This window comes from Novosphingobium oxfordense (genome assembly GCF_044029435.1).
GTDB lineage: Bacteria > Pseudomonadota > Alphaproteobacteria > Sphingomonadales > Sphingomonadaceae > Novosphingobium.
In genome coordinates this window covers 3,121,991-3,145,705 of record NZ_CP147005.1, presented here as the reverse complement: position 1 = coordinate 3,145,705, position 23,715 = coordinate 3,121,991, and the positions used below count along the sequence as shown (strand labels likewise).

The window sequence follows — 23,715 nt, the reverse complement described above, 5'->3', positions numbered from 1 at the left end:
TGCTCCGTTCAGCGGGTGGAGAGGGCGCGGCGAACGGCGCTGGCCACTTGGCGCGAGGAGCGCTGGAGCGACTGCGGCACGCTGCTTCCGCGCGGGCTGGTCAGGTTGATGGCGACACTGACGTTGCGGCCGCCGAAGCCAGTCCCGCCGGTCTCGATTCGCCCGGCCGAAGTCGGCACGAACATCTCCGGCCCACGCTCGCCCACCATGTAGCCGCGTCCGGGGGAGACATTGCCCCCCGTGGCGCGGCCCGGCAGGCCGAGCAGACTGGAGAACAGGCCCGACAAGCCCGCCGAGGCCGAGGTCGTGGTCGTTGAGGTTCCCCCGCCGAGCGACGCGAACAGGCCCTGCATCGATTGCGCCGCAATTTCGGAAAGGGTGCTGGTGGCCACGCGCTTGAGGTCGTCGAACCCCAGGTTGCCGCGCCGGATTGCGCTGGTCAGGCTCTTTTCCAGAACCTGTCCGGCCTGGGTGAAGCCGCCGACCAGATCGCCGTCGATGCTGGACCGCATCGTCGCGATGTCGCGTGCGAAGCCATCGGTGCTGGCGCGCACGTCCACCAGCAGGCTGTCGATTTCATCGCTCATGATCGTGCTCCATCATCTTTTCGAGCATCTGGCGGTCGATGCCGGCCGACGTACCATCGGCAGGCAGGCCCAGCGCGGCGGCGAGTTCGGCCGGGGTGGCGTTCCAGAATTCCTGCGGTCGCCACCCCAGCACACGCGCCGCAACGGGGCAGAGCGCCAGTGCGGCGCCCGCGAAGCTGCCGGTCACGCGGTGCCTTTGAGGATCTGGCCGAGCAGCGTGCGCAGCGGGGCCGTACAGGCGGCGAGGCCTTGCGCCACGACGGCCTCGCCCACGGTCTCCCGCGTCAGCCCTTCGCGGCGGACGAGGCAGTGCCAGAACAGTGTGGCCAGTTCGGACAGGCGAAGCTGCCCCGCTCCGGCCCGCTCGACGAGGGCGAAAAGCGGGCCAAGCTCCTCCTCAGCGGCGACCAGCGCGGTGAAGCTGGGGCGGAGGAGGTGCGCGGTTCCGCCGATCTCCAGCATGGCCTCGCCCCTCAGCGGATTGGCCGAAGGATTGTCGGGCGTCATGCCGAGGCGACCTTGCCCGAGCTTTCCAGCTGGAGCGTGTAGTTGCGCTCGCCATTGAAATCGCCCGCATAGTCCAGCCGCTGGACCAGGAACTTGCCGCGCAGTCTGTCGCCGTCCTCGAAGCTCAGTTCGTAGTCGTCGAGCGTGCCGGCCATGGCATTGGCGCGGATCTTCGCCTCGGCCACGCTGCCGAGGAAGATGCCCGCCGCGCTGACCGAGACGGAGCGGGCGCCGGCACCGGAAAGCAGTTCGCGCCAGCCGCCGCTGTCCTTGCTGGTGACCACCACGGTGTCTCCGCTCACCGACATCTGCGTGGTGCGCAGGCCGGCGACGGTCTGATAGGTGACGGGGGTGGCCCCGTCGCTGATCTTGAGCAGGAAGGCGCTGCCGTTCTGGGCGGGCATGATGAGGCTCCTTTAAGGTTTCTGTCCTCCCCGTGCCGGGGAGGTGGCAGCGCGAAGCGCTGACGGAGGGGAGTTTCGGCAGGGCGCGGTGGAGGGGGCGTGCGAGAGAGGTCGCGTCAGGCCGCGAGTCTCCTCCACCACCCTTCGGGCGGTCCCCCTCCCCGTGGCGGGGCCGACTTATTCCGCCAGCAGGCGGAAGCGGTATTCGAGCAGGACCGCGCGGCGGCTCTCGCCGCGCTGCTCGGCACGGGCGCGCAGGAACTGGGCGGTGACGATGCGGAAGCCAACCTGATCGCGCGGCAGGGCTTCCAAGCGCGCCTCGATCGCGGCGACGAGGTTTGCCGCCGTATCGGGCGCGTCGCCGCGACAGTGCAGTTCCAGGGCGACCCGCACTTCGCGGCCGGGCGCGGTCTTGCAGCTCCAGTCGGCACTGGCGCTGGAGGCGATGGCGAGCCAGGGCAGACTGGTGCGCGAAGGCGCTTCCTCCACCACCGCGTTGAGTTCGGTGCCGAGCACGGGATCGGCGGCCAGCCAGCCGACCAGCGCCGCGCGAAGGGCGATTTCCATGGGGCTATCCTTTCGCGAAAAGCGGCCAGACGAGATCGGGTCGCCGCCACCGGCCTTCGTCGTCACGCCCGGCAAGCGCCTGCGTTTCGGCCTGCGCGGTGGCGAGAGCGGCGGCGCGGGTCGCAAGGCGCCGGGCAAGATCGTCGAAAGCCGTGTCCGCCTCAGCGGCGATCATCGGCTTGCTCATGCCAGCCGCATCCGCCGCCAGGGTCGCCACAGCGCGCAGACCGAGGCGGGAGGCAGCGGCGATGCGCCCTCGCTCTCACGCTCGCGATGCTGGTGCGCGGCAAGGCGGATCATGCCGTGGCGCATGGCATCCGGCAGTCCGTCCCAGTCCGTCGAGAGCCCGGCGGTGAAGCGCACGGCGACCCGGCTTGCTCCGCTCGATGTCGACAGACGCACGCGCCCGCTGCCATCGGCACCAAGGTCGACTTCGTAAGCGGAGGCGGGCAATGCGAAGCGCGTGCCGTCGGCGGCGATCGCGTATAGCGCGGTGATCGCCTGCACTGGCCGGGTGGAAAGCGTGTTCCAGCCGGCATCGACAGTCAGCATTTCCTCGCATTCGGCGGCGAACGGCATCTGCCCGGTGAACGCCTCGAAAAGGTCGAGCGCGCTGGCAAGCAGGGCGGACAACGGCGCGTCATCGCGGGCGGTGGAAATTCCGAGCCACTGCTTGAGCTCGGCAAGCGCCGAGGACGGCAGCGCGGCCGGCGTAAGGATGACCCGGTTCATGGGTGTCTCCGATCTGGATGGGAATGAAGGCAGGGGACGGCCGGTGAGGGGCGGCACGAAACCGCCCCCTGCGCGAAAGCGGCGCGCCGGGAAGGAGGAAGGCAGCCTTCCCGGCGCATGTCCGCTTCCGTCAGGCCGAGATCTTGAGCAGCTTGATCGCGTCCGAATCGAGCACCTGCCCGCCGATCCGCTTCGTCGCGTAGAAATTGACGAAGGGCTTGTTGGTATAGGGATCGCGCAGGATCGAGGTGGTGCTGCGCTCCGCGATCAGATAGCCGGCGCGGAAGTTGCCGAAGGCGATGGGGAAAGCATTGGCGGCGACATCGGGCATGTCTTCCGCCTCGACCACCGGATAGCCCAGCAGGCGGTTCGGCTGGCCGTCCATCAGTCCGGGCTGCCACAGGAACGACCCGTCCGCCGCCTTCAGCTTGCGCACGACTGCCAGCGTCTTCGAATTCATCACCCAGCTCGCGCCCTGGCGATGGCCGCCCTTCAGCGCGTGGACCAGATCGATCAGCTTGAGTTCGGGCGCGGTGTCGAACCCGGTGGCATTGCCGGAGACGAGGAACTGCAGCGTGCCGAAAGCGCGCGCCGCATCGTCGGAGGCGCTGGTGGGCGCGGCCAGGAAGCCTTTGGGCTGGTTGGCGCCGGTGCCGCTGATGAAGGCCGCCCCTTCGGTGCGGGCGAATTCCATCGCGATCTCGTCCGCCAGCCATGACTGCACATCGAACATCGCATCGTCGAGCATGGCCTGGCTGGCCGCCGGATTGGCATAGAGTTCACCCGTGGGCGGGGCGATCTCGGCCAGGCTGGGCGTGGCGGTTTCGGTGCGCGCGCCGGTCTCGCTCACCCAGCCCGATGCGGTGCCGCCCACGTTGATCAGCTTGCGATAGCCGGCGGAGCCGGTCTGCACGACATGGGCGATGGCGCGGATCGGGCTGACGTTCTTGAGCCGGCTGGAGATCAGTGCATCGATCTCACGCGGGACCGCATAGCCGCCGTCGGAGGCGACCAGGCCGGACATCGATTTCAGCTCGGTCTCGCGGCCCATGCGCAGATAGCCGTCGACGAAGCCCTTCACCTCAATGCTGGGGGCTGGTGCGGCGCCTGCGATCAGTGGGCGCGCGGCGGCGCGGCTGACGCGATCGAGGCGGGACTTCACATCCTCGACATCGCCGCGCAGCGCGTCGACGGCGGCATCGGTGGCATCCTGACGGGCAACGAGATCGAACGAGGAGTCGAGCGCGTCGACCGGGGGCGTGATTTCCATGGGGCATTCACCTTTCGGGTTGGAGCCGTCTGCCAGACGGCAGAAAAAGCGGCAGAAGGAACGGCGGGAAGCAATCAGGAGATGAGATGCACCCGCGCGCCGTGCTGCATCGGGTGGGTGACCAGGCTGACTTCGAAGAGTTCGAGGTCGAGCAGTTCGCGGCCTTCGGCGCCCATGCGGCTGGATCGGACGCGGTAGCCGAACGACAGTCCGGTCACGGTGCCGCGCCGCAGGGCCAGACCGGCGGCGCCGTCAGGATTGGCCACCGCCGCGACCACGCGCAGGCCGCGCGCATCCTCGGCGACGGTTTCCACCCAACCGATGCGCAGTTCGGGGCGGTGCTGCCAGTAGAGCGGGATCGGATCGCGCCGCTCGGCCAGCGTGCGGGCAAAGGCGCCGGGCCGGATGGTGTCGCGCCCGGAATCGCGCAAGTCGAACAACGCGGCGTAGCCGGCGAAGCGAAGGAGGCCCTGGGGGCGCTCGCCCACAGGCATCATCGCAGCAGATCCGTCGTGCCGCAGCGCACGGCAAGGCCCAGCAGCAGCGCCGCCAGCACCGCACGCACCAGCCAGCCGATCGCAGCGGCTTGCGCGCTCGCCTTGGCATCGCGCCAGGCCTGGAGCAGTTCGCGCAGTTCGGAGAGGTCGTTCACCGCCGTGGCATCATCGAGGCCGATGCGCGTCAGCATCCGCCGTGCGCCGACTTCGCTGGCTTCCTCGACGATGGCGCGCAGCGTCACCAGATCGCTGCCTTCGAGGGCCGCCTGCGCAAGCAGGCCGGCAAGCATGTCTTGTTGGTTCATGATTTGTTCTCCAATTCCTTCGCGGCAGGCGCGCGTTCGGGCAGGCCGAGCAGGGCGCGCTTCTCGTCGGGATCGAGGAAATCGGCGGCACTGACTTGCGCCCACAGCCGCTCCCGGTCCTCCGAAAGCGCGGGCACGCGGTCGAGATCGATGGCAAGGCAGGCCTCGGGGAACCACGGCGCCAACCCCTCGCAGAGCGCGGCGAAGATCTTGCTGGCCAGCGGCAGCAGCGTCAGCCGCCAGAGCGCGCGGTTCGCCTCGCGGTAATTGGCGTAAGTCGCGTCGCCGGGCAGGCCCAGCAGCATCGGCGGCACTCCGAAGGCCAGCGCCACGTCACGCGCGGCGGCGGCCTTGAGCGTGGCGAAGTCCATGTCGGCCGGCGTCAGCGCGATCGCCTGCCACTTCAACCCGCCTTCCAGCAGCATCGGCCGCCCGGCATTGTGCGATCCGGCGTAGGCGTGGGTCAGCTCGGTCTTCAGCCGGTCGAACTGCTCGGTGGTGAGCGTATCGCCGCCGTCGGTTTCGTAGACCAGCGCGCCGGAGGGGCGGGCGGCGTTTTCCAGCAACTGGCGGTTCCACTGCGCGGCGGCATTGTGCGTGGCGATCGCCTCGTCGGCGGCGACAAGGCAGCCGGCGCCGTAGTGATCGTCCGCCGGGTGGAAATGCCGGATGTGGATCATGTTGGGTGAGGCATCCTCATCCAGCATCGGGATCGCCATGCGCCGCCCGGCAACGTCATAGGCATAGGCGGCGGGCCAGCCATCCTCACCGGCGACGATCGTCACCCGCTCTGGCCGCAACGCGAACAGCTCGACCGGCCGCCCGCGCGCGTCCTTCAGCACTTGCACATAGGCATTGCCGTGAAGCAGCAGGTGGCAGGCCAGCGTTTCCAGCAGCGACTGACCGGCGCTGGTTTCGCTCACCAGCGCGAGGAGTGCAGCATCGGCCTCTTTCAACGGCGCGCCGGCGATCCCCTCTGCCACCAGGCGCACCGCGCGCTGGGCCACGGGATTTTCGAGATAGGCCCGGCGCACGGCCGAGGCATATTCGAAGGGGGCACGCCCGCCGCCGCTATCGGCGAAGAACCATGGCGAAGCCGGCCCTCGCGCCAGAGGCACGCGAGCACTCTCGCCCTTGAAGGCGGCGACGAGCGTATCGATGAAGGACACTGGGGGTTCCTTTCAATGGGATGAAATTTCGCGGGTTCGTGCGAACCCGATTGTTCAAGGCAGTCTGACGCGCGGATCGACGGCCTTTCCAAGCATCAGCTCAGTCAGCGCCCAGACCAGCGCATCGGCCCGGTCGGGCGAGCGGCCCGGCCCCTGATAGGTGCCGCCGGCAACCAGCCCGCACATTTCGTCCTCCAGCGCCGGGAATAGACCGGCGTGGCGCACGCGTCCGGCTTCGTAGAGCGCGGCAACCGGCTCGGCGCGGGCGACTTTGCCCCGGCTGGCGTGGACCAGCCGCAAAGGCAGCGAAATCTCCGCCGCGCGCAGGACCGATCCGACCATAGCGCCGCCCTGGTTGGCCTCCGCAACGACACGGTCGGCATTCCAGGCCTCCGCCGCTTGCGCGACGGCGCGCGCCCAGCGTTCGGGGCCGGCTTTCTCCACCGAGGCGTCGGCCAGCACATGCGCGGTGCCGTCGGCAGAAAGCCCGACGACGACGATCCCGCAGGCATCGCCACCCGCAGAGGCCGGCGGATCGACGCCCACGACCACACGGTTGCACTCAGGCGCGGCATGTTCGCGGCGTTGTTCCAGCAAGGCGCGCGTCCACAGCGCGCCTTCGATATCGGCGATCAGTTCGCCGTCGATCTCCTGCCGGCCCAGCAGGCTGCGGCCGAAGCTGCGACGCATGGCCGAAAGGAAGCGCGCCGGCAGGTTCGCGGCATTGTCGAACGTGCTGCCCCGCGTGACGGCAACCTCGCCCGAGGCGGCATCGGCTATCAGCCGCGCCACCAGCGGCGTGCTGCGCGGCGTCGTGGTGGCGACCATGCGCGGATCGTCGCCCAACCGCAGGCCCATGAGCAGGTTGTCCCAGCAGGAAGTCGCCCGTTGCGCCGCATTGTCCCACTTGGCGATCTCGTCGCACCAGGCGTGGCTGTGCTGCGGGCCGCGCAGCGATTCGGGCTCGGCGGCGGAATAGAGCGTGGCCTGCGCGCCATTGGGCCAAGTCAGCCGCCGCAGCGACGGTTCGAACACCGGCCGCCGCCACGGCGCGCCGACAGAAAGCAAACCGCTCTCACCCTCGACCATCACCGCGCGCGCCTCACCCAGATTCGCGGCGACGAGGGCGATGCGCGCGTCCGGATTCTCCTCCGCCACCAGCCGGACCCATTCCGCCCCGCAGCGGGTCTTTCCGAACCCGCGCCCGGCCATCACCAGCCAGACGCGCCAGTCGCCCGCTGGCGCCAGTTGCGCGGGACGGGCGCGGATCGCCCAGTCCCACCGCCATTCGCGCCGTTCCTTGCAGCCCAGACCGGCCATGAACGCCTCGATCTCCGCGCCTTCAGCCTCGACCAGCCATTGCAGCGGATCAGTTTCGAACATGATCGGCCTCCTCTTCGGCGCTATCCTGGGGGGCTCTGCGCGCGGTGACCTGCTGGCGAAGCTGCGCCAGCTTGGCCTGGATGGAGGCACGCACGGCGCCGATATCCTCGTCCTCCCGCATCGCCCGTTCGCGCGCCACCGTCTCGCGGTGGAGGCCCAGCAGGCGCAGGGCATTGGCATTGTCGAACTTCACGTCGCCGTCCTTCGCCTCGCCGAAGCGCAGGCGCTGAAGCAGCTCCATTTCCAGATTCTCGTATCCTTCCAGCAGCGCGCCGCGCCATTCGCGGGCGAATTCGGGTTCCAGACGCCGCACCTTGTAGGGGCGTGTGGGGTGGACGCCGGCCGTCACGGCGGCGGCGGTGACGTTCGAGGTTTCGGCCAGCGCGGCCAGGAATTCGGCGCGCCAGTGGCGGTTGGACTTGTCCTCGCCCTTGGCGAGATCGGCATTGATCTTCGTCCGGGGTCTGCGCGGGGCAGCACCGGACGAAGCGCGCTTCGGCTCCACCATGCGGAAAATCCTGTTGTTATGGAGTCTGTCTGGAAAATGCCCGCAGGGGCATTTTCGTCCGGCACCGGCCCGCTCCCCCCACCCGACCACCCATCAGGATACACTCGTGGGTGGTCGGGTGGGGGAGCGGGCCGGTGCCGCGAAATTCGCTTTTACGCGAATTTCCAAACAGACTCTGAGGTTCGCGAGGGAGCCGCCGGGCGACTCGGTATTTCGCGATGTTCCTGATATGTACCCAATCGGCGTGACGCTGTCAATAGAAATAACCAAATGGGTTACAGGCTTGCCGCGATGCGGCCCCGCCCCTAAGCACGCGGCCGGGATCATTTTGCGGAGAATTCGATGCTGCGGCGCCTTTACGACTGGACCATGGCCAAGGCGTCGCACCGCCATGCGCAATGGTGGCTGGCGCTTTTCGCGTTCATGGAGGCCAGCTTTTTCCCGGTGCCGCCGCATCCGCTGCTGGGCCTGATGTGCCTGGCGGAACCGAAGAAGGCGATTCGCTTCGCGCTGATCGCCACACTCGCCTCGGTTACCGGCGGGCTGCTCGGCTATGCGATTGGCCATTTCGCCTATGCCGCTTTCGGCGAGGCATTGCTGCGCGCGCTGGGGCTGGCGGCCAGCTTCCCCAAGGCGGCCTGCTACCTGCGCGAATACGGCGCGGAGATCATCGTGGTGAAGGGGGCGACGCCGATCCCGTTCAAGCTGCTGACGATCACCGCCGGCTTCATCGGTATGAACCTGTTCGTGTTCCTGGGCGCCTCGGTGATCTCGCGCTCGATCAGCTTCCTGATCGTGGGCGTGCTGTTTCGCCTGTTCGGCGCGCCGATCAAGGCGGTGATCGACAAGCACCTGGGCAAAGTCACCGCCGCATTTGCGGTGGCGGTGGTCGCAGGATTCCTGGCGGTCGCCTTCCTCGGCGGCGGTGCGAAGCAGACCAACCAGAAGTGCGATGTGATCGCGGCCACGAATAAGGCCTGACCCGACTTATCGATTGGCGAAGGCCCGGCTAACCTCGCGCAACACGCTGCGCGCGAGGGGAGAGAGGCCATGACCGATCCTGCATCCAGCCCGATTGATTTCAGACTCGCCGAACTGGTCGACCGGCACGATATCCATCAGCTCCTGCTCCGTTACGCACGCGGGCTGGACCGGCTGGACAACGCTCTCGCCCGTTCCTGCTACTGGGACGATGCGATCGAGGATCACGGCCATTTCGTCGGCACGCCGGACGATTTCATCCCGTGGGCTGACGGCACCACGCTGCGTTTCGAGACGACGCAGCATGCGATCCTCAACCACGTCTGCGACCTGCAGGGGGATGAGGCATTCTGTGAGACCTACTATCACTTCTCCGGCACGACTGCCGAAGGGCCGCACTTCATGTCGACCGGGCGCTATGTCGATCATCTCCAGAGGCGCGATGGCAAATGGCGGATCGCCAACCGGGTGACTGTGGTGGAAGGCGTCTACGACGTTCCACGCGCTGCGTTCGCGCCCGATCCGTCCACGGCCTACACCGCCGATGCGCCGAGCCAGGCGCGGCGGGATCGCGATGACGTGAGCTATCACCGCCCGCCAGTGCCACGCCGTCCTGGCTAGCAGTGGGGGGACCGAGCACCCCAAATCCCGCAACGCGACCGCCCGCCAAGCCCTTGCCGCCAAGCCCTTGCGATCGCGGGGACTTCAAAGTGACTCCGTTTGCACCGATACTCCGGCCGACCGTCATCACTCTGAAGGAGTCGTCATGTCGAAGATCGTCGTTGTCGTCGGAAGCCTGCGCGCCGAATCGTTCAACCGCCAGTTTGCCGAGGCGCTGACACGTCTGCCGGCCGGCGCAGGGCATGAATTCACGTTCGCGGATATCGGCTCACTGCCGCTCTACGATCAGGATGACGATGGCGATCAGGCCGAATCGGTGAAGGCGCTGAAGGCGCTGATCCGCGGTTCGGACGGCGTGATCTTCGTGACACCCGAATACAACCGTTCGATCCCCGGTGTGCTGAAGAACGCCATCGACAACGCCTCGCGCCCCTATGGCGACAGCGCCTGGGCCGGGAAGCCGGCGGGCGTGATCGGCGTATCGATCGGCGCGATCGGCACCGCACTGTCGCAGCAGCACTTGCGCAACGTGTTGGCCTATCTCGACATGCCGACTCTCGGCGCGCCGGAGGCCTTCATCCAGTGGAAGGATGGCTTGGTGACGGCGGACGGCACCATCGGCGAACAGTCGGCGGGCTTTGTCGGCGGCTGGCTGGAGAACTTCCTCAAGCTGGTCGATCGCCACAAGGGCTAGGCGAGCACCTCGAACGGACTTGGCGCATCGACACGAAAGAGCTCTCCGTCCTCGTCTAGGATATAGAGGTCGCCAAGCGCATCTATGGCGAAGCCGACCGGTTTGTCTATCGAACCGGTATCGGGTTTGAAATCTTCGTCGCGGATTTCGATCGCGTTTGCCTGTAAAGTGCCCCCATCAGCCAACTGGGGCCATGGCGCGGTGAAGATGTGCCCGTCCTTGTCCGCAAAAAGATAGGTGTTGTTTATGCTTAAACGCGCTCCAGTGTAGAATAGACCCGCTACGATTCCTCGACTTTCGTGCGTACCGGTGCCCTTGGCTAGGATGAGGGCGGGTGTAACCAATCCCGGCAGAGCGGCTCCACCCGCATTGCGTTCTCTCAAGCCGTCGTAGAATGGCCAGCCGAAATTGTTGCCTTCGAAAGTTTCGGTGACCGAAATCTCGTCGAACGTTTCTCCTCGGTCCGCGACTGCAAGGCGGCTACCAGGCAGGGTGGTCAGCCCGGAAGGAGCGCGCACGCCGATCCCCACGACCCGTTCGTCGAAATAGTTCGGTGTCGAGCCTTTCAACGGATCGGGATCGAGCGGGTAATTGTAAATCTTTCCGTAGTGGGACGCGGCCCCGGTATCTTGGGAATGGGTGCCGTCCTTGTCCCCAATCGCCACATAGGCGAAGCCCTGATAGCGATTCAGGATGATCGCCGTACCGTCCGAAATGTCGGCAATGTCCTCTTCGACGACGTCCAGGTCGTGGCGCGAATACCAGCAGTGAATGCAGGCGATCGACGCTATTCCGCCCTTTTCCTTAAGAACATAGAGGCTCTTGTTGGGACCGAAGGTATAGGCGTAGGCAAGGCCCAGCACGGTAATGCCGTTGGCCGGACGCCCGTCGGCATCGGTGAAAACGTGAAGCACCGATGACTGGCCAGTGGCACCATTGACCTGAACGATGCCGCCGGCGGATCCACCGATGGCAAGCAGGTGCCCGTCTTCGAGGCTGGCAATTGCGCGCGATGCACCAAGAGTGGCCACGCGTTTGACCGCGATGCCTTCCCGGTCGTTGTGTACCGTGATCGCAAGCGCCTGTCTGCTGCTCAGTTTGCCGTCGCTCGCTTCGAGTAGAACCTCGTAGACATTGTCGCCATTGGCGTCGCTGTAGAGATCATAGTTCGGTGGCGTTCTGAAGTAGAGGTCGCCGGTGGTATCGAGCCAAAAGGCCGATGCGTCGGCGCCGCCGGCAATGCTGAAAGCGATGGTATTTGCTTGAGCATCGTTTGCACTGACGCGGAGGAGAGGCCCATTTGCGTTCTCGATGGTGCTGGCAGTGGTGGGCGAGGTGAACACCGGCGCGGTATTGGTGGCCGGGCTTGGGCTTTCGCCGTTTCCGGCGCTATCTCCGCCGCCGCAAGCGCTGAGCGCCAAACCGAACACAATGCACGCCGCCCGCCCGCGACGTGCGCCCCGTAGGGCCTCACCAAATATCACTGCATTTCCCCCCAAATCGCACCGAGGGGATGACTACTCGAATTGAGATCGATCGCAAGACATGGACTTGGTCGTTCGACTTATGACCGGGAACGTCATTGGAGCGGATGGCGCGGGCGCGCCGTCAGCCGGTGACCGCCCCGCGGGTCGCAAAGACCAGCCCCATAAGGAAAAGCCCGAGCACGACGGTGCGAAGGCGCACCACCATGCCCGGGTCTTCGCCGGATACGTTCAAGGACGTGTCAGCCGAGGATGCCGGCCGTCTTCCCCGCACGCGTGAACATGCCGATGATCTGCTGGACCTGCTCGGCCGAATGTTCGGCGCAGAGCGAGCAGCGCAGCAGGGTCATGTTCGCAGGCGTTGCCGGCGGACGCGCAAGGTTCACGTAGAGACCTTCGTGCAGCAGCGCTTCCCACATCATGGCGCCACGTTCGAGGTCGGGCATGATGACGGCGATGATCGCGCTCTGCGGTTCCTCGGTGCCGAGCTGGAAGCCGGCATCGGTCAGGCCCTTGTGCAGGACCTTGGAGTTTTCCCAGAGGTGCGCGCGCTTGTCGGCGGCGTGCATCAGCTTGCGCACCGAAGTGGCGGCCGTGGCGACGACGCTGGGCGGCAGGCTGGCGGTGAACACGTAGGGACGGCAGACGAGGCGCATGATCTCGAACTTCGGGTGGTTCGAAACGCAGAAGCCGCCGACGGTGCCGACCGACTTGGAGAACGTGCCGATCACGAAGTCCACGTCGTCAAGGCAGCCCTGATCCTCGGCCACGCCGCGCCCGTTGGGGCCGATGAAGCCCATCGAGTGCGCTTCGTCCACCAGGACCATGGCGCCGTACCTCTTGGCGACCGCGATCATTTCCTTGAGCGGGGCGATGTCGCCCAGCATCGAGTAGACGCCTTCGAGGACGACCAGCTTGCCCGCGCCCTCAGGAATGCGGCGCAGGCGCTTTTCCATCGCCTCGATATCGTTGTGCTTGAACGGCACGACTTCGGCGTCGCCCATCTTGCAGCCGTCCCAGATCGAGGCGTGGCTGTCGATGTCGAGGATGATGTAGTCACCCTTGCCGGCGATGGTGGAGATGATGCCCAGGTTGGCCTGGTAACCGGTGGAGAACACCATGGCGTGCTTCATGTCGTAGAAGTCGCAAAGCGCTTCCTCGACCGCCTTGTGCCCGGCGTACGTTCCGTTGAGGACTCGGCTGCCGGTGGTGCCCGAACCGAAGTCGTCCAGCGCCTGCTTGCCGGCCGCGATCACGTCCGGATCGAAGGTCATGCCCATGTAGTTGTAGGTGCCGAGCAGGATCGTCTCACGCCCGTTGCACAGGGCGACGGTGGGCGAGATCACCTTTTCCATGACGAGGCCGAACGGGTCGGTGACGCCGGTGGAGAGCAGGCCCTGGCGCATCTCGATCAGGGGATCGAACTTGCTGAACAGGTCGGTATGCGCTTGCGTTTCGTTTTCGCTGAGCATGTCGGTCATCGCGAAATCCTTCAGCCCTGGAGCTTGACCACGGCGTCTACGAGCTGGCCGTAGTTCTCGATCTCGGCCTGCTGGTTCATCGAGATGATGATGTCGAACTCGTCCTCGATCGCGGCGACGAAGTCCATGACGGTCAGGCTGTCGAACTCAAGGTCGTCGGTGAAGCGGGTCGCATCGGTCACGGCCACGCCCTTCTTGTTGAAGGGCTCGATCAGCGCGGCGATGCGGGTCGAGGTCTCTGCGCGGTCCATGGTTCTTCTAACTCCGGTAATTTCGGGCGGCGCTCTGGCCGATAATTGCGGCGCAAAAGCGGCGGCGGGGGGTAAAGTCAAGCACAGGCGCGCCGGGAAGGGTCACACAAGCGCCCGGACTGCCTGCATGAAGGGGCCGATCGAGACCGGCTTGGCAAGATATCCTTCGGCGCCGGCTTCGCGGATGCGTTCCTCGTCGCCCTTGCCGGCATAGGCGGTGACGGCAAGCACGGGGATCGTCCGCAGTACCGCGTCCTTCTTGGCCGCCTCGATCAGGTCCAGCCCGGAAACGTTGGGCAGCTGGATGTCCATGATGACCAGGTTCGGCACGAATTCGCGCGCCCTGTCGAGCGCGTCCAGCCCATCGGCCACCGGCTCCACAGTGAAGCCCTGGCTCTTGAGCACGTCGCAAAAGAGCTTCCGGTTGAGGTCGTTGTCCTCGACAACGAGGATTCGCTTTGCCATTCCGCGCCTGAACCCCATCTTGCGGTTGAATACCGCTCCAGATGAATACCGCTCTAGGACAGGCAAGCGAGGCTGACAATTCTAGGAAGTTCATCATCCTCATCGCACGATCCCGCGGCACTGGCGCTGAACGCGCTTGGCTGGGTACTGGTCGACGACGATCGCGCCGCGCGTTTCCTGGCCTTGACGGGGCTGACGCCGGATCACTTGCGCGCTTCGCTGGGAGAGCCGGGCACGCTGACCGCCGTGCTCGATTTTCTTTGCGCGCATGAGGCCGACCTCGTTTCCGCTGCCGATTTCCTGGGCGTTGGGCCAGAGGAACTGGCCGGAGCCCGCGAAAGGCTCAGCCGATGACGCGCCCGCTGCTGATCACCGATTGCGACGAAGTGCTGCTCTACATGGTCTCGCACTTCCGCGACTGGCTGGCCGAGGACGAGGGCGTGAGCTTCGACATGTCGCGCGGCGATTTCTCCAGCGCGATGCGCCGCACGGATTCGGGCGCCGTGCTCGAACAGGCGGAAATGTGGTCGCTGCTGAACAAGTTCTTCGACGGGCAGATGGATCGCCAGACGCCGGTCGATCACGCCGTCGAGGCGATTCGCGCGATCGGCGAACACGCCGATGTGGTGGTGCTGACCAACCTCATGGATTTCCGCCAGGATGCTCGTCGGCGCCAGTTGGCCGCGCACGGCATCGATGTGCGCGTCTATACCAACCAGGGGCCGAAAGGGCCTGCGCTGAAGGCGATCCTTGACGAATACGCGCCCAGCCGCGCGGTCTTCATCGACGATCTGGCCCAGCATCACGGTTCGGTAGCCGAGTTCGCGCCGGATATCGGCCGCCTTCACCTCTGCGCGGAGCCGCTGCTGGCCCCGCATATTGCCTGCGCTCATGCGGCCGGGCACGCGCATGCACGCATCGACGACTGGAAGACAGCCACGCCGTGGCTGCTCGACTGGCTGACCAAAACTGACGCTAACCCAAATCTAGAGGGAACTGCCCCGTCATGACTGAGATCGAAACCCGCCTTGCCGCCCTTGGCCTGACCCTGCCGGAGCCGGCGGCCCCGGTTGCCGCCTATGTGCCGGTGGTGATCGCCGGCGACATCGCGCATGTCTCGGGCCAGCTTCCCTTCGTCGACGGCAAGCTGGTGACTGGCCGGCTGGGCGAAGACGTCAGCCTGGAAGCCGGTGTCGAGGCGGCGCAGGCCTGCGCGGTGATGATCCTGGCGCAGCTCAAGGCCGTGCTCGGCTCGCTCGATCGGGTGGAGCGGGTGGTCAAGCTGGGGGCCTTCGTCAACTCGGCCGGCGATTTCACCGATCAGCCCAAGGTCGCCAACGGCGCTTCGGAACTGATGGTCGCGGTTTTTGGCGATGCCGGCAAGCATGCGCGCAGCGCGGTTGGCGTGCCCGTGCTGCCGCTGGGCGCCGCCGTCGAAGTGGATGCCATCGTGGCCCTTCGTGCTCCTCGCCTCGATTGATCGATGGCTGGCGCCGGCCCCCGACCCCAAACGGGTCGGGTGGATCGGCGCGCGCGACTATGCGCATCGGGGCCTGCATGGCGTGGGCATCCCGGAAAACTCGCTGGCCGCCTTCGACGCGGCGTTGCGCGGCCAGTTCGGTATCGAGCTGGACGTGCAGCGCGCGGGCGACGGCACGCCGGTGGTGTTCCACGATTCGACGCTGGATCGCCTGACCGGAGAAACCGGCCCGGTATCGCGCCGCAGCGCCGCCCAACTGGCGGCCGTGCGGCTGACGGGTAGCGAGGAAACCATCCCCTCGCTGCGCCGGGTGCTGGATCGCGTGGCCGGCCGGGTGCCGGTGCTGATCGAGATCAAGTCCAGCCGCAACGCACGCGTTGCCGCCCTCTGCCTGGCGGTACGGCGCGTGCTGGAGGGCTATGCCGGCGACTATGCGGTGATGAGCTTCGACCCGCGCGTCGCGCATTGGTTCCGCGTCCATTCGCCGCTGACCGTGCGTGGGTTGATCGTCAGCGAGGGGGAGGATCGTGCTCTACCGGGCACGATTCGCCGCCACGTGTCCTTGTGGAAGGCGCGCCCCGATTTCCTCGCCTACGACGTGCGCGACTTTCCCAGCCGCTTTGCTCGCAGCCAGCGCGAACGCGGGTTGCCGGTCGCGAGCTGGACGGTGCGGACCGATGAACAGCAGGACCGTGTGCGCGAACACGCCGACGCCGCGATCTTCGAACAACTGGCAGAGACGGCGGAATGAGCGAAGGCGAATTCACCGCCCGGATCAACGGCAGCGTCGCCGCGCTGTCGGCGGATGAATGGGATGCGCTGTCGGACTGCGGAAATCCCTTCGTTAGCCACGCCTTTCTTTCCGCGCTCGAAACCTCGGGCAGCGTCGGGCGGGGAACCGGCTGGAGCCCGGTGCCGATCACGGTCGAGGGGCCGGACGGGCGGCTGGCAGCAGCACTTCCGGCCTATCTCAAGGAGCACAGCCAGGGCGAATACGTGTTCGACCATGCCTGGGCCGATGCCTGGCACCGTGCGGGCGGCTCCTATTATCCCAAGCTGCAGATCTCGGTTCCCTTCACCCCCGCCACCGGCCCGCGCCTGCTGACGCCGCATCCCGAATTGCGGCTGCCGCTACTACGCGCGGCGGAAACGCTCTGCCGCGAACATGGCCTCTCCTCCGCCCACGCGACTTTCATCGAGCCGGAGCAGGTGCCGGTGTTCGAAGCGGCGGGATGGCTGCTGCGCGAGGATATCCAGTTCCACTGGGAGAATCGCGACTACACCAGTTTCGACGAATTCCTGGCCGCCCTGTCGTCACGCAAGCGCAAGGATATCCGCAAGGAGCGCGAAAAGGCCCAGGAAGGCGTGGAGATTCGCAGCCTCACCGGCGCCGACTTGCAAGAGGAGCATTGGGACGCGTTCTGGGCGTTCTACCAGGACACCGGTGCGCGCAAATGGGGTCACCCCTACCTCACGCGTGAGGCGTTTTCACTGCTGGGGGAGGCGATGGCGGACCGCATTCTGCTGGTCATGGCCCATGTGGATGGCGAGCCGGTAGCTGGCGCGCTGAATTTCATCGGCAAGCAGGCGCTATACGGCCGCTATTGGGGCGCCGTGGTGGAGAAGCCGTTCCTGCATTTCGAGCTGTGCTACTATCAGGCCATCGATGCGGCGATCGCGCTGGGCCTTTCGCGCGTGGAGGCCGGCGCCCAGGGCGGGCACAAGCTGGCACGCGGTTATGAGCCGGTGCGCACGATTTCCGCGCACTACATCGTCCACGACGGGCTGCGCGCGGCGATTGCCGACTATCTCGAACAGGAGAGGGCGGGAATCGCGCAGGACCAGATCTGGCTGGGCGACCGCACTCCCTTCCGCAAGAGCTGAACGCCGATCAGGCGGCCTTGCGGCTGCTGGCGGCCAGCCACTGGCGGGCGCGGCGCTGTGCTTCGGCAATTTCGCGCGCGGTCATCTCGTCGGATACTTCGGCGCGGCAGGCAGGCGCTTCCTCGTGACCGGCAACGGCGGCAAGGTTGAACCACTTGTGCGCCTCGATCAGGTCGCAGGGCACGCCCTGGCTTCCGGTCGAATAGGCGACGCCCAGGTCGAAGTAGGCCGAATAGTCGCCCTGCGCCGCCGCGGCGAGCCGATCGGCGACCAGCAGGTTTTCGGCGTTGATATCGGCTTCACATGCGGTGATGCCGTGAACATTGATCCAGACAGTACCCATAGTAACCCCCTTCGTCCGACCGTTCCCGCGGCCTTCCGATGAGGTGAAGTTGCGCTTTCATGGTCAACAACCCGTTAACGACAATTCGAAAACCTCCCGCAGCGATCGGCCGTGTAGTTTCGGACACAGGTTTTTCGCTTATCGAACAGCGATTCAGGTTTTTTGTGGACGGTTTAGCTTATGACCTTGTGCAGCCGGAATGCCGGCCTTATAGGCCGCCGCACCACGGTTTGCCGGGAGGTCACTGGAAAAATCCGGGGCCGCAGGGCGTAGGCAGGCCGCGGGGATTCGTGCGGAGATTCTCTGGATGGCAACGGCCCTAGCTGACGAAATTGATGTCCTCGCCAAGGCCAAGCGCTTGCTTGGCGGTTCCTATGTTCCCGCTGAGAACGAGCCTTATATGTGCGAGGCTCAGCAGGATTACTTCCGGCGTCTTCTGCTCGCCTGGAAAAAATCGATCCTCGATGCCTCCGCCGGAACGCTGGCGCAGTTGCAGGACGGCCCGATCCGGGAGCCCGATCTGAACGATCGCGCCTCCAGCGAGACCGACTGGGGAATCGAACTGCGCACCCGCGACCGCCAGCGCAAGCTGATCGCCAAGATCGATTCCGCCCTGCGCCGGATCGAGGAAGGCGAATACGGTTATTGCGAAGTGACTGGCGAGCCGATCGGCCTTGGCCGTCTCGAAGCCCGCCCGATCGCGACGATGACGGTGGAAGCGCAGGAAGCGCACGAGCGCCGCGAAAAAGTCTCGCGCGACGATTGATCCGTGCACTTCGGGTGAACCGGGAGCGCGTCCGGCGCTGCCGGTAGCCCGTCTTGGCGAATCCACGGCATCGCAAGGGTGGCGGCAACGGCGGCGGCTTTGGTCCCGGCGCGGTTCAGTGCGTTGGCATTCAGCATTGCGGGCCCATCGCGGGGGCACAAAGGGTCGTGACCACATTTTAACCGTGTAAGAGCACGGCTGGGGCTGGTCCCGGAAGGGCATTAAGGCTTTCTTGGTGACTGCCCTTTAGAACGCATGGGCAATCGTGTTAGGCTTGCCGGGTGGCTGCGCCCGCTTTCATTGGCACGATGCCGGCGGACGCATCGAATACCGGACGAGAATGCATGAGCGAAGAGAATCGACAAATCGCACGCGACAGCCTGTTTCTGATGGCTGACCTGCGCGTCGATGGGCTGGAAGGCGAAAGCCGTATCAAGGTCCGCAATCTCTCCCCCGGCGGCATGATGGGCGAGGGAGCGCTGCGTATCGTGCGCGGCACCTCGGTCAAGGTCAACATCCGCAATATCGGCTGGGTGCCCGGTGCAGTGGCCTGGGTGCAGGACAACCGCTTCGGCGTGGCCTTCGGGGTGGAGATCGATCCGAAGCTTGCACGCGTCAATGTCGGGGCGGCGGAAGCCGATACCCCGCGCTTCGTGCGGACGCATGAGGCACTCTATTCTCCGGATACCTCCGCACTACGCAAGATTTGACGATTCGCGTCCGGAATGCGCGGCGGCACATCTCCCGGCGCTACCAAGATTCATCGCGGCTTTTTCTCCCCGATGGATGCACCGGCCATTTGCGGCCCCGCCGAAATCGACTAGTCCCAATGGCATGATCGGTTCGCGCACAGGTTTGCCCGCGTTTGCCTTTGCGGCCGCGCTCGCGCTTGCCGGGTGCGGTTCATCGAGCAATTCGGCGCTCAGCGTGGCAGTGATCGGAGAGGCCGGCGATCCTTTCGGCACCGGGCTGCAACGCCCCCTGGCTGGCCAGCTTACCCACGCCGCGACAACCGAAGGACTGGTCTCGTTCGACGAGAAGGGGCGGGTGATTCCCGCGCTGGCGGACCGCTGGATCGTCACGGATGACGGACTGAGCTACATTTTCCGCCTGCGCGACGGCAACTGGCTGACAGGGGATCCGCTGACCGCCCAGTCGGCCAAGCGCGCGCTCGATTCCGCGCTGGATGCCCTCAAAGATACGCCCCTGGAACTCGACCTTGCGGGGATCGACGAGACCCGGGCGATGGCCGGCCGGGTGATCGAGATTCGGCTCAGGCGGCCGATGCCTTACCTGCTGCAGCTGATCGCGCAGCCCGAACTGGGGTTGGTGCACAAGGATCGCGGAGCCGGCCCGATGCGGCTGGAGCGGGATCAGGCGATCGCGCGGATGGTGCCTATCGACCCCTCGCGGCTGGGCCTGCCGGCGATCGAGAACTGGGCGCGCCGTACCCGCCGTGTCGACTTGCGCGCGCTGGGCGGTCCGGCGGCGGTCAATGCCTTCAACGATGGCAAAGTCGATATCGTGATGGGCGGCGAGATCCAGGATTTCCCGCTTACCCGATCTGTCGGCATCCTGCGCGGCACGATCCAGCTCGACCCTGTGGTTGGCCTGTTCGGCCTTCAGGTGATGAACGACAAGGGCTTCCTGGCCGATCCCGCGAATCGGGAGGCCATTGCCATGGCGATCGATCGCGATGCCCTGATCGCGCCTTTCGGTGTGGGCGGCTGGACGGCGACGACTCGTCTGGTCACGCCCAGCCTCGACGGCGATCTGGGCACCATCGGTGAGCGTTGGACCAACCAATCGATGGACGAAAGACGCGGCGTGGCGGCGGCGCGGGTGCGGCGCTGGGAAGGCAACCCGGCCCCCGTTGCAGCACCGCTAGCATCCTCCGACGCGCAGCCGGTGCGGCTGGCGCGCAAGATATTCCAGCGCAGCCCGAAAGCGCCTGCCTCCACCAGCCTTGCCGAGCGCGCACCGCAGCTTGTGCTCTGGCTGCCGGGCGGGGAGGGCGCGGATACGCTGTTCGACAAGCTCTCGTCCGACATGGCCGCCATCGGCATTCGCCTGGTCCGCACACAGGACGCGGCGACTGCGGACCTTGCTCTGGTCGACGACATTGCCCGCTATCCGCGCGCGGCGTGGTTCCTCAACCGTCTCTCCTGCCGCGCGCGCCATGGCATCTGTTCGACGGAAGCCGATGCGCGTGCAGAGGAAGCGGCGGTCACGCAGAGCCCGGCGGAACGGGCGTCCCTGCTGGCGGAGGCTGAGGCGGAGCTGACTGCCGCCAACGTCTTCATTCCATTCGGAACCCCCATCCGCTGGTCGCTGGTGCGGGGCAGCGTGGACGGCTTCGCACCGAACACTTGGGGGTGGCACCCCTTGATGCCGCTGGCCTGGGTGCCCAAATAATCCAGACGGTGCTCATGCCGTTCGAGGAGTGTATCGACTTTGGCGACTGGACAGGCTTCTGCCCGCCGCATGGAAATGGACCTTCCGCTGGGGTCCGATCCGGTTTCCATCACCCGCCGCGTGGAAATAGTGGAGCGCGTTCTGGAGAACGCGTTCACGATCCCCGGTCTGCGCCGTAAGGTGGGGCTGGACGCGGTCGTCGGGCTGGTTCCGGTGGCGGGCGACGTGATTTCGGCGGTGCTGGGCATGTACTTGGTGTGGGAAGGCCGCAACCTCGGCATGTCGAAATGGCAGCTTGCCCGCATGAGCGCGAATGTCGGCGTGGACACGCTGCTCGGCGCGATTCCGCTGGTGGGCGATGCGTTCGACTTCCTGTTCCGATCGAACACGCGCAACCTCAAGATCATCCGCAAGCATATTGCGAAGAACCATCCCCATGCGCAAGTGATCGAGGGCTGATGAAGGCCCTGTTCCGACTTGCATTGGCGGCAGGTGTGCTGCCGCTGGCAGGATGCGGATCGTCGGCACCCGTTCCGGGGCCAGTCACCTCGGACGAGGCGCAGGCACTGGATCAGGCGGCGGAGATGCTGGATTCGCGACCTTCCGATGTGCCTTCGGATGCGGCGACGCCTTAGAGCGCTTTCTAATCAGGTGGAAACACCTGATGACTCGGAAACTGCTCTAGTCGAAGCTGACCTTGCCGCGCCCTGCCTTGACCGAGCCGCGCAGCTTCTTCCCCTTCAGCCGCTGTTCCTTGCCCACCCGGTTCAGGCGGCTCTTGGCGCGCTTCTCGGGCAGCTTGTGGGCATCGCGCAGCATTTCCGCCAGCCGTTCGCGCGCATCGGCACGGTTGGCTTCCTGCGTGCGGAAACGGCGGGCGGTGAACATCAGTTCGCCGGCCGCGGTCATGCGGCTGCCCGCCAGTTCCTTAAGCCGCGCGAAGACCGGCGGGGTCAGCCGCAGGGCATAGACGTTGATCCGCAGTTGGACCGCCGTCGCCACTTTGTTGACGTTCTGACCGCCCGGCCCGGTCGAGGCGATGAAACTCTCGCTCGCCAGGGCCTGGGCGCGGTCTATCGTGGCTTCAACCTCGCTCATTCATCGCTGAAGCCGAGCGCGGCGAAATCGCGCGGCAGCGGCGCCACGGCGACGATCGGCTCCTTGTCGCCACGCGGCACGGTCAGGCCGGCGGCGTGCAGCATCGTGCGCGGCGCGCCCTTGCTGGAACCGTAGACCGGATCGCCCAGCAGCGGGTGGCCGAGACCGGATGCCGCATGGACGCGAATCTGGTGGGTGCGGCCGGTTTCGGGGCGGAATTCCACCAGGGTCAGGCCGTTCTTCTCATCCAGCTTGCGCCAGTGGGTGACGGCGGGCTTGCCCTTCTTCGCCGGGATCATGCGCCAGCCGTCCTTGGCGGTGCTGACCTTGGAAAGATTGAGCGCGATCGTGCCTTCCTCTTCCGCCAGCGTGCCGGCGACGATGCCCAGGTAGCGCTTCTCCACCAGCTTCTCTTCGAAGGCGGCGGAATAGCGCTTTAGCGCCTTGGGATTGCGGGCCAGCAGCAGGCAGCCCGAAGTGTCGCGGTCAAGTCGGTGCACCGGCGCGGGGTGCCGGTGGAAACCGAGTTTCAGCTCGTCCAGCCGGTCTTCGAGGCTCGGCCCGCCGGCGCGCGGCGTGTCGAGCGGGAGGCCGCCGGGCTTGTCGATGACCAGCGCTTCGCCGTCCTCGAAGAGGATTTCCAGTTCCATGTTACGTCAATGCTTTCTCTATGCGCCGCAGCGCTTCTTCAAGCCGCGCTTCGTCCGCGGCGAAACTGATGCGGAAGCCGTCATGGCCGCCGAAGGCCGAGGCTGGGACCAGCGCCACGCCATGCTCCAGCAGATGCAGGGTCAGCTTTACATCATCTCCGCCGAAACGGTCCATCAGCGGCGTTGCGTCGATCATGCAATAGAACGCGCCGTCGGGCGTCGGCGTGGAAAGGCCGGGAATCGCGTTGATCGCCGAGACGACCATGTCACGCCGCTGGCGGAACCGCTCGCACCATTCGACCAGGAAGTCCTGCGGGCCTTCGAACGCGGCGACGGCGGCCGCCTGGCTGATCGAGCAGGGATTGCCCGAGGAGTGCGACTGGAGCTTTTCCATCGCCTTGATCAGCCATTGAGGACCGGCGGCGACGCCGATGCGAAAGCCGGTCATCGCGTGGCTTTTGGACACGCCGGAGACGGTCAGGATGCGGTCGGCCAGATCCGGGCAGAGGTTGGCCAGAGTCGCATGCGGGCGGCCCGTATAGTTGATCGGCGCGTAGATATCGTCGGACAGCACCATCACGCGCGGATGGCGGCGCAGCACTTCGCCGATGCCGCGCAGCATGTCTTCCGGATAGTAGGCGCCGGTCGGGTTGCCCGGGCTGTTGAGCAGTACCCAGAGCGTGCGCGGGCCGATCTGGGCTTCCAGATCGGCGGGGGTGAAACGGAAGTTGTCCTTGGCCGAGGTGCGCAGCGGCACCACTTTGCCACCGGCGAAGCGCACGATCTCCGGATAGCTGACCCACCAGGGCGAGGGCACGATGACCTCGTCTCCTTCGCCGATGGTTGCCAGCATGGCGTGGAAGATCGCCTGCTTGCCGCCGGCGCTGACCGTCACTTGCGAAGGCGGAACCTCGATGCCGAGGTCGCGCTTGAAGTGCAGTGCGGCGGCCTGCTTCAGCTGCGATGTGCCGCCGACCGCGGTGTACTTGGTCTGGCCCGCGTCCAGCGCGGCCTTGGCCGCCGCGATCACATGGGCTGGGGTATCGAAATCGGGCTCGCCCACCGAAAGCGAGATCACGTCGCGACCGGCTTCGCGCAGTTCGATCGCGCGGTCGGTCATCGCGGTCGTCCCCGAAGGGGCGATGCGGGCAAGGGCAGCAGAAGTGTGCATCA

Annotated in this window: 34 protein-coding genes; 13 read left to right on the top strand and 21 right to left on the bottom strand. The window is 66.1% G+C overall.

Going from position 1 to position 23,715, the window contains the following annotated elements; translation table 11 throughout:
- Positions 1–8: 8 nt before the first annotated feature.
- The 13 genes from WBP07_RS14955 to WBP07_RS14895 all read right to left on the bottom strand — a co-directional run bounded on the left by WBP07_RS14955 (position 9) and on the right by WBP07_RS14895 (position 7,929).
- Positions 9–587, bottom strand: coding sequence for a tail tape measure protein (locus WBP07_RS14955; protein ID WP_395392242.1), 579 nt, complete (start codon positions 585–587; stop codon positions 9–11).
- Positions 577–774: a phage tail assembly chaperone gene (locus WBP07_RS14950; protein WP_395392241.1), complete on the bottom strand. Its 198-nt coding sequence runs from the start codon at positions 772–774 to the stop codon at positions 577–579. The genes WBP07_RS14955 and WBP07_RS14950 overlap by 11 nt, the downstream gene beginning before the upstream one ends.
- Positions 771–1,094: a gene transfer agent family protein gene (locus WBP07_RS14945; protein ID WP_395392239.1), complete on the bottom strand. Its 324-nt coding sequence runs from the start codon at positions 1,092–1,094 to the stop codon at positions 771–773. Before WBP07_RS14945 ends, WBP07_RS14950 begins: the two co-directional genes overlap by 4 nt.
- Positions 1,091–1,498, bottom strand: coding sequence for a phage major tail protein, TP901-1 family (locus WBP07_RS14940; protein WP_395392238.1), 408 nt, complete (start codon positions 1,496–1,498; stop codon positions 1,091–1,093). Before WBP07_RS14940 ends, WBP07_RS14945 begins: the two co-directional genes overlap by 4 nt.
- A gap of 177 nt (positions 1,499–1,675) precedes the next feature.
- The gene (locus WBP07_RS14935; protein ID WP_395392237.1) at positions 1,676–2,065 is read right to left on the bottom strand and encodes a DUF3168 domain-containing protein; all 390 of its coding nucleotides are present in this window, start codon (positions 2,063–2,065) and stop codon (positions 1,676–1,678) included.
- A gap of 4 nt (positions 2,066–2,069) precedes the next feature.
- Positions 2,070–2,252: a hypothetical protein gene (locus WBP07_RS14930; RefSeq protein ID WP_395392235.1), complete on the bottom strand. Its 183-nt coding sequence runs from the start codon at positions 2,250–2,252 to the stop codon at positions 2,070–2,072.
- Positions 2,249–2,797: a hypothetical protein gene (locus WBP07_RS14925; RefSeq protein WP_395392233.1), complete on the bottom strand. Its 549-nt coding sequence runs from the start codon at positions 2,795–2,797 to the stop codon at positions 2,249–2,251. The genes WBP07_RS14930 and WBP07_RS14925 overlap by 4 nt, the downstream gene beginning before the upstream one ends.
- A gap of 130 nt (positions 2,798–2,927) precedes the next feature.
- Complete coding sequence (locus WBP07_RS14920; RefSeq protein ID WP_395392231.1) at positions 2,928–4,067, bottom strand: phage major capsid protein; 1,140 nt, start codon at positions 4,065–4,067, stop codon at positions 2,928–2,930.
- Positions 4,068–4,141: 74 nt separating this feature from the next.
- Positions 4,142–4,564 (bottom strand): HK97 family phage prohead protease, encoded by a 423-nt coding sequence (locus WBP07_RS14915; RefSeq protein ID WP_395392230.1) that lies wholly within the window; start codon positions 4,562–4,564, stop codon positions 4,142–4,144.
- Positions 4,561–4,869: a DUF6127 family protein gene (locus WBP07_RS14910; RefSeq protein ID WP_395392228.1), complete on the bottom strand. Its 309-nt coding sequence runs from the start codon at positions 4,867–4,869 to the stop codon at positions 4,561–4,563. Before WBP07_RS14910 ends, WBP07_RS14915 begins: the two co-directional genes overlap by 4 nt.
- Positions 4,866–6,038, bottom strand: a complete 1,173-nt coding sequence (locus WBP07_RS14905; RefSeq protein ID WP_395392226.1) for a phage portal protein — start codon at positions 6,036–6,038, stop codon at positions 4,866–4,868. The genes WBP07_RS14910 and WBP07_RS14905 overlap by 4 nt, the downstream gene beginning before the upstream one ends.
- Before the next feature lie 54 nt (positions 6,039–6,092).
- Positions 6,093–7,421, bottom strand: a complete 1,329-nt coding sequence (locus tag WBP07_RS14900) for a DNA-packaging protein (protein ID WP_395392224.1) — start codon at positions 7,419–7,421, stop codon at positions 6,093–6,095.
- Positions 7,408–7,929 carry a hypothetical protein gene (locus WBP07_RS14895; RefSeq protein ID WP_395392222.1) on the bottom strand — a complete coding sequence of 174 codons (522 nt, stop codon included), beginning with the start codon at positions 7,927–7,929 and terminating at the stop codon, positions 7,408–7,410. The genes WBP07_RS14900 and WBP07_RS14895 overlap by 14 nt, the downstream gene beginning before the upstream one ends.
- A 342-nt stretch (positions 7,930–8,271) precedes the next feature.
- Between WBP07_RS14895 and WBP07_RS14890 the strand changes: the two genes are divergently transcribed.
- From WBP07_RS14890 to WBP07_RS14880, 3 genes are all read left to right on the top strand, one after another.
- Positions 8,272–8,910, top strand: coding sequence for a YqaA family protein (locus tag WBP07_RS14890; RefSeq protein WP_395392221.1), 639 nt, complete (start codon positions 8,272–8,274; stop codon positions 8,908–8,910).
- 69 nt (positions 8,911–8,979) lie between these two features.
- Positions 8,980–9,531, top strand: a complete 552-nt coding sequence (locus WBP07_RS14885) for a nuclear transport factor 2 family protein (protein WP_395392219.1) — start codon at positions 8,980–8,982, stop codon at positions 9,529–9,531.
- Positions 9,532–9,676: 145 nt separating this feature from the next.
- On the top strand, positions 9,677–10,225 hold the full coding sequence (locus tag WBP07_RS14880; RefSeq protein ID WP_395392217.1) for an NADPH-dependent FMN reductase: 549 nt from the start codon (positions 9,677–9,679) through the stop codon (positions 10,223–10,225).
- Here the strand turns inward: WBP07_RS14880 and WBP07_RS14875 are convergent.
- The 4 genes from WBP07_RS14875 to WBP07_RS14860 form a co-directional block, all read right to left on the bottom strand.
- Complete coding sequence (locus WBP07_RS14875; protein ID WP_395392215.1) at positions 10,222–11,646, bottom strand: PQQ-dependent sugar dehydrogenase; 1,425 nt, start codon at positions 11,644–11,646, stop codon at positions 10,222–10,224. The two genes, WBP07_RS14880 and WBP07_RS14875, sit on opposite strands and share 4 nt — an antisense overlap.
- Before the next feature lie 305 nt (positions 11,647–11,951).
- Positions 11,952–13,190, bottom strand: coding sequence for a serine palmitoyltransferase (gene spt / locus WBP07_RS14870; RefSeq protein WP_395392214.1), 1,239 nt, complete (start codon positions 13,188–13,190; stop codon positions 11,952–11,954).
- A gap of 11 nt (positions 13,191–13,201) precedes the next feature.
- Entirely contained in the window at positions 13,202–13,441 is a 240-nt protein-coding gene (locus WBP07_RS14865; RefSeq protein ID WP_395329981.1) for an acyl carrier protein, read from the bottom strand.
- Positions 13,442–13,543: 102 nt separating this feature from the next.
- Positions 13,544–13,906 (bottom strand): response regulator, encoded by a 363-nt coding sequence (locus tag WBP07_RS14860; protein ID WP_395392212.1) that lies wholly within the window; start codon positions 13,904–13,906, stop codon positions 13,544–13,546.
- Between the two features lie 120 nt (positions 13,907–14,026).
- Here WBP07_RS14860 and WBP07_RS14855 point away from each other — a divergent pair, with 120 nt between their 5' ends.
- The 5 genes from WBP07_RS14855 to WBP07_RS14835 are packed head-to-tail and all read left to right on the top strand — an operon-like array spanning position 14,027 to position 17,270.
- Positions 14,027–14,260 carry a DUF3572 domain-containing protein gene (locus tag WBP07_RS14855; protein ID WP_395395801.1) on the top strand — a complete coding sequence of 78 codons (234 nt, stop codon included), beginning with the start codon at positions 14,027–14,029 and terminating at the stop codon, positions 14,258–14,260.
- Complete coding sequence (locus WBP07_RS14850; protein WP_395392210.1) at positions 14,257–14,916, top strand: HAD family hydrolase; 660 nt, start codon at positions 14,257–14,259, stop codon at positions 14,914–14,916. The genes WBP07_RS14855 and WBP07_RS14850 overlap by 4 nt, the downstream gene beginning before the upstream one ends.
- On the top strand, positions 14,913–15,386 hold the full coding sequence (locus WBP07_RS14845; RefSeq protein WP_395392208.1) for a RidA family protein: 474 nt from the start codon (positions 14,913–14,915) through the stop codon (positions 15,384–15,386). Before WBP07_RS14850 ends, WBP07_RS14845 begins: the two co-directional genes overlap by 4 nt.
- Complete coding sequence (locus WBP07_RS14840) at positions 15,349–16,137, top strand: glycerophosphodiester phosphodiesterase family protein (protein ID WP_395392206.1); 789 nt, start codon at positions 15,349–15,351, stop codon at positions 16,135–16,137. The genes WBP07_RS14845 and WBP07_RS14840 overlap by 38 nt, the downstream gene beginning before the upstream one ends.
- On the top strand, positions 16,134–17,270 hold the full coding sequence (locus WBP07_RS14835; protein WP_395392204.1) for a GNAT family N-acetyltransferase: 1,137 nt from the start codon (positions 16,134–16,136) through the stop codon (positions 17,268–17,270). Before WBP07_RS14840 ends, WBP07_RS14835 begins: the two co-directional genes overlap by 4 nt.
- Positions 17,271–17,277: 7 nt before the next feature.
- Here WBP07_RS14835 and WBP07_RS14830 read toward each other — a convergent pair whose 3' ends face one another.
- Complete coding sequence (locus tag WBP07_RS14830; protein ID WP_395392202.1) at positions 17,278–17,613, bottom strand: hypothetical protein; 336 nt, start codon at positions 17,611–17,613, stop codon at positions 17,278–17,280.
- Between the two features lie 307 nt (positions 17,614–17,920).
- On the opposite strand from WBP07_RS14830, the gene dksA reads away from it, so the two are divergent.
- From dksA to WBP07_RS14805, 5 genes are all read left to right on the top strand, one after another.
- Positions 17,921–18,379, top strand: a complete 459-nt coding sequence (gene dksA, locus WBP07_RS14825; RefSeq protein WP_132389811.1) for an RNA polymerase-binding protein DksA — start codon at positions 17,921–17,923, stop codon at positions 18,377–18,379.
- A 344-nt stretch (positions 18,380–18,723) separates the two neighbouring features.
- On the top strand, positions 18,724–19,089 hold the full coding sequence (locus WBP07_RS14820) for a PilZ domain-containing protein (RefSeq protein ID WP_395392200.1): 366 nt from the start codon (positions 18,724–18,726) through the stop codon (positions 19,087–19,089).
- Between the two features lie 124 nt (positions 19,090–19,213).
- Entirely contained in the window at positions 19,214–20,794 is a 1,581-nt protein-coding gene (locus WBP07_RS14815; protein WP_395392198.1) for an ABC transporter substrate-binding protein, read from the top strand.
- Between the two features lie 69 nt (positions 20,795–20,863).
- Positions 20,864–21,253, top strand: coding sequence for a DUF4112 domain-containing protein (locus WBP07_RS14810; RefSeq protein ID WP_395392196.1), 390 nt, complete (start codon positions 20,864–20,866; stop codon positions 21,251–21,253).
- Complete coding sequence (locus tag WBP07_RS14805) at positions 21,253–21,429, top strand: hypothetical protein (RefSeq protein WP_395392195.1); 177 nt, start codon at positions 21,253–21,255, stop codon at positions 21,427–21,429. The genes WBP07_RS14810 and WBP07_RS14805 overlap by 1 nt, the downstream gene beginning before the upstream one ends.
- A gap of 46 nt (positions 21,430–21,475) precedes the next feature.
- Here the strand turns inward: WBP07_RS14805 and arfB are convergent, their stop codons facing one another.
- The 3 genes from arfB to WBP07_RS14790 are packed head-to-tail and all read right to left on the bottom strand — an operon-like array spanning position 21,476 to position 23,713.
- Positions 21,476–21,892, bottom strand: a complete 417-nt coding sequence (arfB, locus tag WBP07_RS14800; RefSeq protein ID WP_395330003.1) for an alternative ribosome rescue aminoacyl-tRNA hydrolase ArfB — start codon at positions 21,890–21,892, stop codon at positions 21,476–21,478.
- A complete protein-coding gene (locus tag WBP07_RS14795; RefSeq protein WP_395392193.1) occupies positions 21,889–22,542 on the bottom strand; it encodes an RluA family pseudouridine synthase in 654 nt (217 codons plus the stop codon). The genes arfB and WBP07_RS14795 overlap by 4 nt, the downstream gene beginning before the upstream one ends.
- A gap of 1 nt (position 22,543) precedes the next feature.
- Positions 22,544–23,713, bottom strand: a complete 1,170-nt coding sequence (locus WBP07_RS14790; RefSeq protein WP_395392191.1) for a pyridoxal phosphate-dependent aminotransferase — start codon at positions 23,711–23,713, stop codon at positions 22,544–22,546.
- Positions 23,714–23,715: the final 2 nt, after the last annotated feature.